Here is a 12,738-nt window from a genome sequence, read left to right on the forward strand (position 1 = left end):
AAGATGCTACTGAGATTAAAGTAGCAAGTAAACTAGCATCCTGTAAATTTTAAGTTAATTTTGTAAGGGACTGCTACATTAAGTTCTGACATTGGTCTTCAATAATTATGTTATGCATGACAATAGCCCCCACTTCTTAATATGTCTTCGCTTCATTTCCAATGACTCTATGCTTCTAACCTAGATAAAATGGCACCAAATCTTACAAATCCGCTAAAATACTTCTCCTAAAATCACTTTGTTCATATATCGGAGAAAAATCGATATTATTGATATGTTTTAATGGGATTCATCAGTTGAATTGTTGCTGTTACATGATACTATTTGATATAAGGGAGATTCGTAGCTACGGAGGACCTGTCAGCCTTTAGTTGGGGGATCGAAATGAAAAATATTGCAGCTATTATACCAGCATATAATCCACAACAATCACTCATTACCTATGTACATCAATTATTAGCAACGACTATTACACAAATCATCATTGTCAATGATGGGAGTGATCAAAAATATAAGGATATTTTTGAAAACTTAAATAAAATTGACCGCTGCCAAGTACTACAGCATGATTGCAATATTGGGAAGGGTGGCGCACTTAAGACCGCCTTTGCATATATAAGAGAACAACAAGCCAGGTGCCATGGTATCCTTACAGTTGGGGCACATGGGCAACATACTTTACAAGATGTTAAGCTTGTTTTAACAATGACAAAGGTGTTTTCTGAAGGGATTGTGCTAGGTGTACGTAACTTTCATTCAGCTGATAGTACATTTCTTTCTTACTGGGGAAATCGTGCAACAAGCTTATTTTTTGAGTTACTGTATCACAAGAAATTAATGGATACACAAACAGGTTTGCGCTATATTTCGATAAATGAGTTGCCTTGGCTAATAAAAGTAAAAGGTGAACGTTATGATTATGATACAAATATGTTAATTGCTGCACTTAAAAGAAAGTGTCCAATTTTCGAGGTAGAAATTGGACAATTACGTATAAAGAAGAATTCAATAATCCAATACGATGAAATAACAAACGCTGGTACCATTATTACGAGAATGCTCATGAATTATTTAAAGCCAAGGAATAGTAATGGCTAGGTTTAAATTTAAAATAACGAGCTAGGATAAAGAATAACGATCACTCATTAGAGCGTAGCGAGTATAAGAAAAGGAGCAATGGTTATGGAATATTCAGATCAAGTAAAAAATCGTGTGAAACGGATGGAAGGACAGCTACGTGGCATTTTGAAAATGATGGAGGAGGAAAAAGACTGTAAGGCAGTCATTACACAATTATCAGCAGTACGCTCTGCTGTAGACCGTACAGTTGGGGTTATTGTTAGTACAAACCTATTGGAATGTGTTCAGAATGCTGAAGGGGATGGCGAAAAAATGAATGAAGCCATTCAGGAAGCAGTTAATTTAGTTGTGAAAAGTAGATAAAAGCTATGAATTCGTAACAAAAATATAAAGTAGAGTAATTAAAGACTTTCGGAAATCAACAAACAAATATTAACAAGCGCAAATGGACCCTTAAATGAGTTCTTTGTGCTTTTTTTGTATATAATGTAAAGAAGACGGTTGGAGGTGAGGAGTTTGTGGAAGAAATTAGCTATAATTGCCATTATTATTATTTTTATTGATCCCATTTATACGGCTGGTAAGGCTGCTGTTCAGCAGGTGATCGATTGGACAAATAATGATGAAATAGAAACTATGCTACTTTCAACAAAGGAGAAAATCGTAGATGTTACGGCAAGACTTTCAGATAATGCATCAATTGAAACAGCCCTGCCTATTGAAGATATACATGAAGCGGAGGTAGCCCCTGCAGCTCCACCCATTCAGAAACCTGAAACAAAGTTAGTCGTGACAAATGCCAAGGAAATGGCTGATGCGATGTATGCGTATTATAATAGCTTTTCACCAAAGTTTGAAATTCAATATAAAGGGAATACACAGCGAATTGAACAAATTGTAGAAGAGGCCTATAACAATGCTATCAAACGAGATGACTATGTTTACGGCCATGTAAGTAAGCATTCAATTCGATATGAATATGGGCGAAATAAAGCAACTATTTATGGAGAACAGAGCTATTTAATGACGCCAGAGCAGGCTGCATATGTAGAGATGAATGTTCAAGAAATTATCGCTAAGATCAGTAAAAAATCTATGACGGATGTAGAAAAGGTACGAGCTGTCAATGACTATATTGTTGCCAATACTTCCTATACAGATCAAACGAATTCTAGCCCACACAGCGCCTATACTGTTCTTGCTGAGCATGGAGGAGTATGCCAGGGCTATGCTTTACTTGCTCACTCCATGCTTCAAAAATTGGGTATTGAAACAAAATATATCGTGGGTTATGTAGGTCAAGAGGGACATGCGTGGAATCTCGTCAAACTTGATGGACAGTGGTATCATCTTGATACGACATGGAATGATCCGGTACCCGATCGTAAGGGCGCAATACGCTACCAATACTTTTTAGTAGATGATCGTACAATGGCGAAGGATCACACGTGGATTGCTGAAGACTATCCTAAGGCAACAAGCACAATGTATAGTTATTATCATGATATTGACTTCCCAGCACAAGTTGGTGATCAATTGTTTTATAGTAATATTGCAGATGACAATAAGTTATATGTACTAGATATGAAAACTGGTAAGACGAAGCGTGTCACAAATTCCCGTGCACAATATATCGTGTATTCGGATGGCTGGCTCTACTTTAGTAATTATTCCCGAGGGGCGTATTTAACAAAAATTCGCCCAGATGGTAGTGGCGAAGAGGTACTAAATAGGGAGGATACGAAGGATTTATTTATAAAGGATGGCTATCTCTATTTTACGACAAATGAATTGAAGAGAATGGCACTTTAAAACAAGAAAAGGGCTATGACTTATAAACAGTCATATGCCCTTTTTGTACGTTCAATTAGATAAGTAATAGGCTGATGCTGACAAAGTAAAATGTCCACTTGAGGATACATGAAGGTAATTTGCTCTGTAAAAATCTTTAAAATGAGTGGATTATGCTTGATGGCACCACCATTACAATAAAAAGTAAATGGTCCATTCTGATAGTCAATTTTTTTCAATACAGCGCTTGCTAGAAGGACTAGTTCATGTGCAGCTTGTTGAGATATTTCGATGGCGCAAGCATCTTCTTGCTCGACTGCCTTTGCCACAATGGAGCCCATCTTGGCCAGTTGTGCATTTGTATAGGAAGGGTGGAATAGCCATTCGGCGAGCTCTGTAACATCCTGTATACCTAAAGATTGATAGACAGCTTCCTTTAAGATTGTTGGTTTACCACGACCATCCTCCATTTTAAATATAGCTCTTACTACCTCCTGCCCTAACCAATATCCACTTCCCTCATCGCCAGCCCGATGTCCCCAGCCCCCTGCACGTACAATTTGTTGTCCATCATAGGCATAGGCAATAGCTCCTGTTCCAGCAATGAGCAGAGCACCTGCCTGTCCAGCAGTCACACCTAAGAGTGTGGCCTCTGCATCATTTTCAATAATCAATGTATCGACTTGTAGCTGTGTGGTCTGAAGAGCGTTTTGAACAATGGCCACTACTGCTGTATGATCCTTCGGCGAATCAATTCCAGCTAATGCAAAGGTAGCTACAGCAATTTGAGAATTAGGATACTTTTGCAAAAATGTTTCAACATTTGCTAAAAGCTCTTGTAATATTGCTGTAGCTGATTCAACACCAATGGCTTGATAATTAGAGCCTTTAGCGGATGTAGAATATTCAACGTCACCAGATTCAACATGAACGACTGCACATGCTGTTTTTGTCGCCCCACCATCAATAATTAATAACCATTGCTTCATTGATTCCATTCCTCTAGAAAGGCGGCTAGTTCTTTTTCTGCTTCCATAATGGAACTTTCCTTTAAGCGAATCCACTCATAAAAATCATGTGCATTCAGTTTGGAGCGTTCAAGAGCAGCTTTCATAGTGGCTGGAGCGGGACCACCTAGTAATGTTCGCACACCAACAAAAGATTCTGGTTTTAATGTCTTATAGAAATCCTCTTCCGAAATAGTTAATTCCTTACCCGTGATCAATTTCGATTGTGTATTTGCAAGTCCCCATGTAAGACTAGCTAATGATTCTTCTCCGTGAGCAAGCAGAACTTTAATACATTTACTAACAATACTATGTGCTTGACGGAATGAAATACCCTCTGAACGGACTAATGTATCAGCGAGCTCAGTGACATTTGCAAAGCTATTTTCAGCGCGATTTTTTAACTTCTTCTTATTGACATCCATTGTGACAACAAGCGAACCAAACAACTTATAAATGCCAATTAAGCGGTCAATGGCACGCCATAAATAAGGCTGCATATCATCCTCGGTGTCTACGATATCTCCAAACGGTGTATTATGTACCATCTGTAATACTGTACTTGCATCTCCTACAACCGCAGATAGTAATGAGCGTGTATGTTCTATAGAAACAGGATTACGCTTTTGAGGCATAATAGAGCTTATTTGCACATATGGACTTGCGAGTGTAAACGCATTAAACTCCTGAGTAGCCCATAATAAAAAGTCTTGAGAAGTTCGGCCAAGATTGAGTGCAGCAAGCTGTACAATACTTGCAGCCTCAGCTATATAATCTGCGCCTGCAACTGCATCCCATGCATTTTCGATAATATCATCAAAGGCTAGTAGCTCACGCATACGCTCTCTACTAATATTAAAGCCTGTCGTTGTTAAGGCAGCGGCTCCCATACTGCTACGATTGACTGTTTTATAGACATGTTGCATGCGTTCAAAATCACGCTCTAGTTGGTCGATGACAGCCTTTAAATAATGGGCGAAGGTTGTAGGTTGTGCCTGCTGTGTATGTGTGTAGCCAATCATAATGGTATCGATATGTTCCTCTGCAGCAGCGATTAAATCATCGCGTAATGTAAGTAATTCGCGCATTAATAATAATAGTTTTTTTCTTAATGTCATTCGATAAATGGCGATACCCATATCATTTCGGCTTCTGCCAATGTGAAGATTTCCAGCAATATCACCAGCAAGCTCTATTAATTTATTTTCAATGCGGAAAAATAAATCCTCATATTGGGGACTGTAATCCTCTAAACGATAATAATTTAAGTCTATTTTTTTTAGAGCGATCCCAATTTGCTTTGCTTCATCTTTTTTTACAAGTCCTTGTTCTTCTAACATTTTCAAATGAGCAATATTGATTTGTAGCATGATTGTTAAAAAATTTTTCTTCGCCTCATCATAAGCTGGCTGTAAAACGATTTTTCGATAGATGTTAGATGGGAATATCATCCCATCTTCCTGCTGTGTTTTGTTGCGAAAATCTTCAAACATTGTCATGGCCCCCTAATAGATTGGCAGCTAGATGGCTGTACCAGCACTGCCTTTTGATAGTTTTTCAGAAATAATAAGGACAACTAAAATTAAACAAATTTGTAAGACACCATAAGCACAGGCGGTCCCAAATTTAAATGCATATAATTTTTGGAATATCGCTACAGACAATGGAATAGTGGATGTACTGTAAATTAGAATGGATGCAACAAATTCACCAAAGCTTTGCACGAGGGCTAAGAGTGTCCCTGCTAAAATCCCGGTGAATGTTAAAGGCACGACAATACGTCTAAATGTATACCACCAATTGGCCCCTAAGCCACGTGATGCCTCTTCAATCGATTGATCTAGCTGTACAAGAGAGGCGGATGTTGATCGAAAAACAAGTGGTAAATGTCGAATAAAGTAGGCTAATGGCAAAATCCAAAATGTTCCGATCAATACTTGATTAAAACTAAAGATACTTTCTGTACTAAAGGCAGCAATTAAATTAACAGCAACAACTGTTCCTGGCAAAGCCCAGGGTACCATTATCAAAATGTCGAGCAAGGTTTTCCCTTTAAAATTTAAGCGCACCATAGCATAAGCAGCCGCGACACCAAAGATGATATTACCCAGTGTTGCAATGACACCCATTTGAATGGAGTTCCAAATTGGTCGCCATGTGCGTTCATCCGTAAAAAGGGCAATATAATGATCGATTGTATAGTCGGTCGGGAGAATTTGCGTTTTCCAAGCGCCATCCACAGAAAAGGAGATCAATATCAACACTAAAATAGGCAGTATCAATATTAATGTGCCAGCAAAAGAGGCCATTGTTGCTAGAATCTTTACTTTTTTTGAGGATACCTCTGAACGATGAACGCTAATGCCCTTACTCAGGTTTTGATAATTTCGGCGATTTTGATACCAACGCATAATGATTAAAAAAGTGATAGATACAAAGGATAATATCATCGACTGTGTTGCAGCCATCTCAAGATTCCCATTTGTCCGTGATAAATAAATTTGCATCGTCATAGTGCGCTCCACACCAAACATCAAAGGTGCAGTATAAGAAGCCATAGAAATCATAAACACCAATAAGGATGAAGCAACAATAGAAGGTGTGAGCATTGGTAAAATAACCTTTGTCCATACGCGAATACGCCCCGCCCCCAGACTAGTAGCTGCCTCTTCAAGAGCAGGATCAAGGCCCTTAATTGCAGCAGAGGCTGTTAAATAGAAGTACGTATACATTGTGAATGTATGAACGACGATGACTCCCCATATTCCCTTCAAGGCAAAAGGCACGTGATCCAACCCAAATAGATGCTGAAAAATTCGTGGGAAAATCCCGCTATCTCCATATAAAAATGAAAAGGACAGCACACCCACTAAAGGAGGAAGTGCCATTGGAACCAAAACTAAAACAGACAATATGCGTCTCCCAGGGAAATTATAGCGTTCTAGTAAAAAGGCCATTGTTACCCCGACAAGTGCACAGCAAATAACACTGACAAATGAAATATAAATGCTGGTCCACAAAGCTTCTAAATTTGCTGGACTAGCGATATCAAAAAATTTCTTATAATGAAAGAATGCTTCATCACCTGCAAAGCTTTGGATGAAGGTTTGATAGAAGGGATAAACCACATAGGCGAACAACACTAAAAATAATGGCGAAATTAAAATATAGACAAACCAATTGGCATGAAATATTCGCGTCCACGCACTTACAGACTGTTTCTCCATATTGGCTTCCTCCTATTCCCCTAAAAAATACAGTGAATCTTGTGCCATATGGATTGTAATATCCTCACCGATCTTTTTGATTTGGTCATAAGAATTAATAAGCATTACTTTAAGTGAGAACGCTGTAAAATCTACAATGTAATTAACGCTAATACCTGTAAACTCAACAAATGTAATTTTTCCTGATAATGTGTTTTCCCCAGTACCAAGTTGAATCGATTCTGGACGAATAGAAATAAATACTTTGTCTCCAATCATATGCGTTAAAGAGGGAGAGCTTTGTTGCTTTCGCCCAGTTAAAATATGTCCATTTACTGTTCGTACTTGTACATTTTCCCCTTTAATAGCTTGGATTGAACCTTCAATTAAATTAGTTTCACCAATAAAATTTGCCACAAAACGATCTTTGGGCTGATGATAAATTTCTTGAGGAGTCCCAACTTGTTTAATATTTCCATCCTCCATGACCATAATTCGATCAGACATGGACATGGCCTCCATTTGATCATGTGTAACGTAAATGGTTGTGACTCCCAACTCAGATTGGATGCGTTTGATTTCAATACGTGTTTCCTCACGCAATTTTGCATCTAGATTCGATAGAGGTTCATCTAGCAGTAAAATATCTGGCTCTATCACGAGTGCTCTAGCTAAAGCAACCCGCTGCTGCTGCCCACCAGATAGCTCATTTATTTTTCTGTTGCCGTAAGCAGCAAGATGCACTTGTCCTCTAATTCGATCAACCCTGTGTTGAATCTCAGCCTTTGAAAATTTTCGAACCTGTAAACCAAATGCAATATTCTCATCAACCGTCATATGGGGGAAAAGGGCATAATTTTGAAATACCATGCCGATATTGCGCTTATTGGGCTGAAGTCGAGTGACATCTCGCTCATCAAAAAGAATTTTGCCTTTAGTAGGGTAATAAAAGCCTGCAAGCATCCTTAAAGTGGTTGTTTTGCCACAGCCGCTAGGACCGAGAAAGGTAAAAAATTCACCAGCTTTTATTTCAAGATTTAAATCTTTCACGCCATACACTTGACCAAATTGCTTCGAGACATTTTCGATTCTGACACTTCTCAATCATAAACTCCTCTCCAACAAAGAATCTAGATGATACAGGAAGGTAAAAATTCGCTACATAAGCCGAATTTTTACCCGTTCTACTATTTACCTCGCCCTTTAATATTGTTATCCCAGTATTCCATCCATTCAGCTTCTTTGTCAGACATTAGCTGCCAATCAATATCGAAAGTCTTTAAATCTAATTCCTGATACCATTCTGGCATGGAGGCTTTATCGATATCAGAACGTGTAGGAATTTGATAATAATCATTAGCTAATTGTGTTACCATCTCTTTTTCAAATAAAAACTCTACAAATAGTTTCGCATTTTCTAGATTTTTCGCATTGTTTACAACTGCTACACCATCTACTAAAATAGGGGCTCCACTTTTTGGATAAATATAATCAAAGGGATAATCTGTCGTATATTTTTTTAACAAAATATCTTGCAGATTCCATAGAGAGACACTGCCTTCTTGACGTGTTAGCTTTAAATACAAAGCATTCGGGTCTTGTGTGTACTCCTTTGTATTGGCATCTAATTGTAGTAACCATTCATAGCCTTTATCAGGTGAATCGGCACCTTGTCGTACAATCATCGAAGAATAAATCGTACGCATTGTGCCTGACGCAAGTACACCTCTGATTAAAATTTGATCCTTCCATTTAGGATCTAATAAATCATCCCAGTCCTGTGGACCAGTTTCTTTTGTTAGTAAATCACTATTAATCATAATTACTTCTGGTAACAGCATCTCGCCGAACCATCGTCCTTCTAAATCTTTGTGTGCGCCATCAATGGAGTCAATAAAGCTCGGCTGCCAAGCATGTAGTAAGTCTTCATTTGCACCAACAATGAGAGCTGATTGCGTTCCGCCCCACCAAAAATCTGCTTGAGGATTGGCTTTCTCTCCACGAAGACGTTCTAAAATTTGTTGAGCACCCATCGTTAGAAATTCTACTTCAATGTCTGGATATTTTTCATTAAACTGATCGATCACATTTTGCACCATTTCTTCGTCACGTCCAGTGTAAATTACTAGCTTGCCTGAAGGCGACGATGCTACTACTTCTGTTTTTTTACCATCAGATGCCTCGTCGTTATTTGCTGCATCATTTGTGGATTTTTGCTGATCTTTGCCGTTACAAGCAGTTAAAACAAAAAGCATTAACATAAGCAAAAAACCAAGAATATAGGCTTTTTTCATCAACTTCCCCTTTCTTAAAGTAAGTTACTTGCATATTGCAGTATAATACCGAAAGGGAATATTAATGTTAGAATTATTAAAAAATTACATTTGCATTCATCATAACGAAGTGAATACTGGTAAGCAATGGCATTTCATTAAAGTTCAAAAAAACTCCTTAAAAAGGAATCATTCCATTTTTAAGGAGTTTTTTGTCGTTTTATGAATGTGCTTCTAATAAGCTATCCTTTTGTTGACGTTGTGCAACAATGGTTGGCAGCATCATACCAGCAATCACCAGTACAATCCCAATAATTTGTACAGCAGTTAAAGGTTCATGCAAAACAATAACGGAAACAGTAACAGCCACTGGTAATTCAATGGCACTTAAAATAGAAGCAAGCGCACCACCGATTTTAGGGATAGCAATTGAAAATAGATAAATCGGTAAAATGATACCGAAAAGACCTAGTGCTAGTCCGTATTTCCACAGGCCTTGCATGAATAGTTTACCGTTCCAAATAACCTCGGGGCTTAGGAAAATACTGATCAAAATAAGGGCTACAGAGGAAACGATTAATACCCTTGATGTGGTAGTCACGCCCTCGACGGGTCGAGAATTAAATTGAATAAAACATGCAAAAGTAACGGCTGCTGTAAAACCGAATAGCCATCCTTGAATAGGAATGTCACTTAAATCTACATTTAATACACCTGCAGCTAGAATCGTTCCTATAAATAAGATAACGATTGAAATTACTTCAGGTCTACTTGGTAATCTTTTATGGAGGGCACAATCAATCAGTAGACCAATCCATGTAAATTGGAATAACATGACTACTGCAAGAGAAGCAGGAAGATACTTTAAAGATTCTCCGTACACGATACCTGTTGTCCCTGTAAAAATTCCCGCACATATTAAAATAAGTAAGCCCTTCTTGGACGGTTTTGGTAATTTTCTGTCAGTAAAAATAAAGATCGATATTACGAGTAAAAAGCCAATAATATATTGGCTTGATACAGCCTCCGCTGATGTAAAGCCATGCTGCATAGCTACTTTGACAATAGTTGACAAGATCCCGTAACTACTAGATGCAATAACAATCAAAAGAGGGTAAAGCAAATTGTTTTTCATATATTAGTTATTCACTTCCTAAAACTGTTTAACCATATGGTGAAAAGGCTCATCAATAATTGACCAAGGCTCCGTAATAACAAAGCCTAGTCGTTCATAAAGACGGCGAGCTTCTTCTTTTTGGGTTTCAACATTTAATGATAATTTTGTATAGCCACGCTGCTTTGTCAGCTCTTCGGCAAATTGTAATAGCAATGTTCCGATTCCTTTACCACGTGCAGCTGGTGCAACACAAACTGTATCAATGTAAGCCTCATCTTCATGGGCTTCTTGGTCAATAACAATGGATGGCGCATTTTTTGCTTCAAGCCATTTAACAAGGTTAGCGTCCATGTGAACGGCTTGTTCGCCGTGATAATAAACGAGAATCCCCAAAATCTGTTCACTTTCAGTAGCGACAAAAGTATTTAAATAAGAATGTCGATTGTCTTCTTGGTGAAAAAGAACAGTCAGCTCTTGTATAACCGCCTCCGTTGTTTGCTCACCAGTTAAGCGATTAGCAATATCGCCAATGGCGTCGATAATTAAAGGCACAACGGCATGGGCATCTTGTGGTTGCGCTTGTCGAATTGTAATACTCATTTTGATAATCCCTACCTTTCTATAGGCAAGTATAACAAAGATAGGGGATGACTCAAGTTATCCATCCGCTCATAAAGAAATGCCAAAAGTAAAAACCTTTATAGAATGACAATTTTCGTGTTAATCTATAATGACTAGACTTTCAGGAGGACTATTATGACAAAGCAAGAGAAGGATTTTATATTAGTCTATGGAGATGCTTTTATTGACTATATTGCTGATGATGTAACAAACACATCATTTACTAAATATATGGGTGGCGCAACGGTCAATGTTGCAGCGGGTATTAGCCGCATTGGTGCGCCTTCCGCATTAATTACAATTACGGGGGATGACGAGGGCTCGCAATTTGTGCGAGATGGGCTTGCCCAAGAGGGTGTGAAACTGGATTATGCCGTATTTGATCCAGCAAAACGAGTAAGTGGTGTATATGTGCATCTAACAGAAGCATGTGAGCGAATTTTTAAGGATTATGTTGATGAAACACCTGATTTACAAGTTGAACCATCACAGCTAAATGAAGCAGCTTTTAAGCATGCCTCTGCTTTAACGGTGTGTTCAGGCACAATGTTCCATCCAACAGCTCTTGCTACAACACGAGCAGCAGTAGAAATGGCTAAGGACAAGGGTGCGATTATTGCAATGGATGCAAATATTCGTCCTTTACGTTGGAGCAGTGAAGAAATTTGTCGAGATACGATTACATCATTTTTCGAGGATGTCGATATTTTAAAGGTAACGGATGATGAGTTATTCTTCCTGACAGAGACAAGTAGCTTAGAAGAAGGTATCGAGCAATTAAATAGCTATCTAGTGCCTATTATTTTAATTACCGTAGGAGAAAACGGGACTTATGCAGTCCTTAATGGTGAAGTTATCCATGTACCGACTGAGAAAGTAGTGCCTGTGGATACAACAGGTGCGGGAGATGCATTTATGGCAGGTGTCCTACGTGATGTCCATTACAATGGTTTACCTACAACAAAAGAAGAACTAGTGCGTTGTACAAGCTTTGGCAACAAATTAGGAGCGTTTGCCGCAACAAAAGCAGGTGCTTTAACGGCTCTACCATATTATGAGGATATTAAGCATTTACTAAAATAAACATGTGAGGCGTGGAGAATATGGGGAAAGACTACGATGTTTTAGTAAAGGATCAACTGTTCTTTGGCGGTGCAAAAGATGCAGAGGCTGCATTTACACAAGAATCCGTTGATGTTGTGATAGATGTTCGTGTTCAAGGGCTATCCCCTCAAGACCAGGAGACAGTTCCTTATTCTTATAAACATATGCCTATAGCAGATGAAGATAGTGAGGTGGCATCATCCATTCAACAAGTCGCGCAAGAAGTTGCTATAGCCTTTGAGACAGGGCAAAAAGTATATGTTCACTGTGGAAGTGGTGGTGGACGTGCAGGTGTTGCAGCTACAGCTATATTAATGGAGTTGGGAATGGCTGATTCATTAGAAGCAGCACAGGCAGCTGTCAAAAAAGCTCGTCCATTGGTGACGATACGCCCTAAAATGGAAGACGCGCTGCAAAAACTTTATAAATAATTGAGAAGATGTACTAATTAAGGTACATCTTTTTTTATGATGTAAGAGATACTTTGTTCTATACATATTAGAACAAAGTTGTTATAGTTAATGTATAACAAATAATGA

Annotated in this window: 12 protein-coding genes; 5 read left to right on the forward strand and 7 right to left on the reverse strand. The window is 38.4% G+C overall.

What is annotated here, in order from left to right; translation table 11 throughout:
* Window positions 1-384: 384 nt before the first annotated feature.
* The 3 genes from MKZ14_RS00740 (at window position 385) to MKZ14_RS00750 (ending at window position 2,892) form a co-directional block, all read left to right on the forward strand.
* On the forward strand, window positions 385-1,098 hold the full coding sequence (locus tag MKZ14_RS00740) for a glycosyltransferase family 2 protein (RefSeq protein ID WP_333006312.1): 714 nt from the start codon (window positions 385-387) through the stop codon (window positions 1,096-1,098).
* Window positions 1,099-1,182: 84 nt separating this feature from the next.
* Window positions 1,183-1,443: a metal-sensitive transcriptional regulator gene (locus MKZ14_RS00745; RefSeq protein WP_004233098.1), complete on the forward strand. Its 261-nt coding sequence runs from the start codon at window positions 1,183-1,185 to the stop codon at window positions 1,441-1,443.
* Between the two features lie 144 nt (window positions 1,444-1,587).
* Window positions 1,588-2,892, forward strand: coding sequence for a transglutaminase domain-containing protein (locus MKZ14_RS00750; protein ID WP_339280557.1), 1,305 nt, complete (start codon window positions 1,588-1,590; stop codon window positions 2,890-2,892).
* Window positions 2,893-2,912: 20 nt separating this feature from the next.
* On the opposite strand, the gene MKZ14_RS00755 is transcribed toward MKZ14_RS00750, so the two are convergent.
* From MKZ14_RS00755 to MKZ14_RS00785, 7 genes are all read right to left on the reverse strand, one after another.
* A complete protein-coding gene (locus MKZ14_RS00755) occupies window positions 2,913-3,860 on the reverse strand; it encodes a BadF/BadG/BcrA/BcrD ATPase family protein (protein ID WP_339280558.1) in 948 nt (315 codons plus the stop codon).
* Window positions 3,857-5,371, reverse strand: a complete 1,515-nt coding sequence (gene argH, locus MKZ14_RS00760; protein ID WP_036075335.1) for an argininosuccinate lyase — start codon at window positions 5,369-5,371, stop codon at window positions 3,857-3,859. Before argH ends, MKZ14_RS00755 begins: the two co-directional genes overlap by 4 nt.
* 27 nt (window positions 5,372-5,398) lie before the next feature.
* Window positions 5,399-7,105, reverse strand: coding sequence for an iron ABC transporter permease (locus tag MKZ14_RS00765; RefSeq protein WP_339280559.1), 1,707 nt, complete (start codon window positions 7,103-7,105; stop codon window positions 5,399-5,401).
* A 12-nt stretch (window positions 7,106-7,117) separates the two neighbouring features.
* The gene (locus MKZ14_RS00770; RefSeq protein WP_016992410.1) at window positions 7,118-8,188 is read right to left on the reverse strand and encodes an ABC transporter ATP-binding protein; all 1,071 of its coding nucleotides are present in this window, start codon (window positions 8,186-8,188) and stop codon (window positions 7,118-7,120) included.
* Between the two features lie 83 nt (window positions 8,189-8,271).
* Window positions 8,272-9,378, reverse strand: a complete 1,107-nt coding sequence (locus tag MKZ14_RS00775; protein ID WP_016992409.1) for an extracellular solute-binding protein — start codon at window positions 9,376-9,378, stop codon at window positions 8,272-8,274.
* 199 nt (window positions 9,379-9,577) lie between these two features.
* Window positions 9,578-10,492 (reverse strand): DMT family transporter, encoded by a 915-nt coding sequence (locus MKZ14_RS00780; protein WP_339280560.1) that lies wholly within the window; start codon window positions 10,490-10,492, stop codon window positions 9,578-9,580.
* An 18-nt stretch (window positions 10,493-10,510) separates the two neighbouring features.
* On the reverse strand, window positions 10,511-11,074 hold the full coding sequence (locus MKZ14_RS00785) for a GNAT family N-acetyltransferase (RefSeq protein ID WP_339280561.1): 564 nt from the start codon (window positions 11,072-11,074) through the stop codon (window positions 10,511-10,513).
* Between the two features lie 156 nt (window positions 11,075-11,230).
* Between MKZ14_RS00785 and MKZ14_RS00790 the strand changes: the two genes are divergently transcribed.
* The gene (locus MKZ14_RS00790) at window positions 11,231-12,178 is read left to right on the forward strand and encodes a carbohydrate kinase (RefSeq protein WP_054548551.1); all 948 of its coding nucleotides are present in this window, start codon (window positions 11,231-11,233) and stop codon (window positions 12,176-12,178) included.
* A gap of 20 nt (window positions 12,179-12,198) precedes the next feature.
* Window positions 12,199-12,630: a dual specificity protein phosphatase family protein gene (locus MKZ14_RS00795; protein WP_048395783.1), complete on the forward strand. Its 432-nt coding sequence runs from the start codon at window positions 12,199-12,201 to the stop codon at window positions 12,628-12,630.
* Window positions 12,631-12,738: the final 108 nt, after the last annotated feature.

This window comes from Lysinibacillus sp. FSL P2-0066 (genome assembly GCF_037969495.1).
Taxonomy (GTDB): domain Bacteria; phylum Bacillota; class Bacilli; order Bacillales_A; family Planococcaceae; genus Lysinibacillus; species Lysinibacillus boronitolerans.

What these genes read in the sequence shown, in the direction of transcription:
- MKZ14_RS00740 (WP_333006312.1), top strand. Translation starts at nt 385, where the DNA reads ATGAAAAATATTGCAGCTATTATACCAGCATATAATCCACAACAATCA.
- MKZ14_RS00745 (WP_004233098.1), top strand. Translation starts at nt 1,183, where the DNA reads ATGGAATATTCAGATCAAGTAAAAAATCGTGTGAAACGGATGGAAGGA.
- MKZ14_RS00755 (WP_339280558.1), bottom strand. Translation starts at nt 3,860, where the DNA reads ATGAAGCAATGGTTATTAATTATTGATGGTGGGGCGACAAAAACAGCA.
- argH (WP_036075335.1), bottom strand. Translation starts at nt 5,371, where the DNA reads ATGTTTGAAGATTTTCGCAACAAAACACAGCAGGAAGATGGGATGATA.
- MKZ14_RS00765 (WP_339280559.1), bottom strand. Translation starts at nt 7,105, where the DNA reads ATGGAGAAACAGTCTGTAAGTGCGTGGACGCGAATATTTCATGCCAAT.
- MKZ14_RS00775 (WP_016992409.1), bottom strand. Translation starts at nt 9,378, where the DNA reads ATGAAAAAAGCCTATATTCTTGGTTTTTTGCTTATGTTAATGCTTTTT.
- MKZ14_RS00780 (WP_339280560.1), bottom strand. Translation starts at nt 10,492, where the DNA reads ATGAAAAACAATTTGCTTTACCCTCTTTTGATTGTTATTGCATCTAGT.
- MKZ14_RS00785 (WP_339280561.1), bottom strand. Translation starts at nt 11,074, where the DNA reads ATGAGTATTACAATTCGACAAGCGCAACCACAAGATGCCCATGCCGTT.
- MKZ14_RS00790 (WP_054548551.1), top strand. Translation starts at nt 11,231, where the DNA reads ATGACAAAGCAAGAGAAGGATTTTATATTAGTCTATGGAGATGCTTTT.
- MKZ14_RS00795 (WP_048395783.1), top strand. Translation starts at nt 12,199, where the DNA reads ATGGGGAAAGACTACGATGTTTTAGTAAAGGATCAACTGTTCTTTGGC.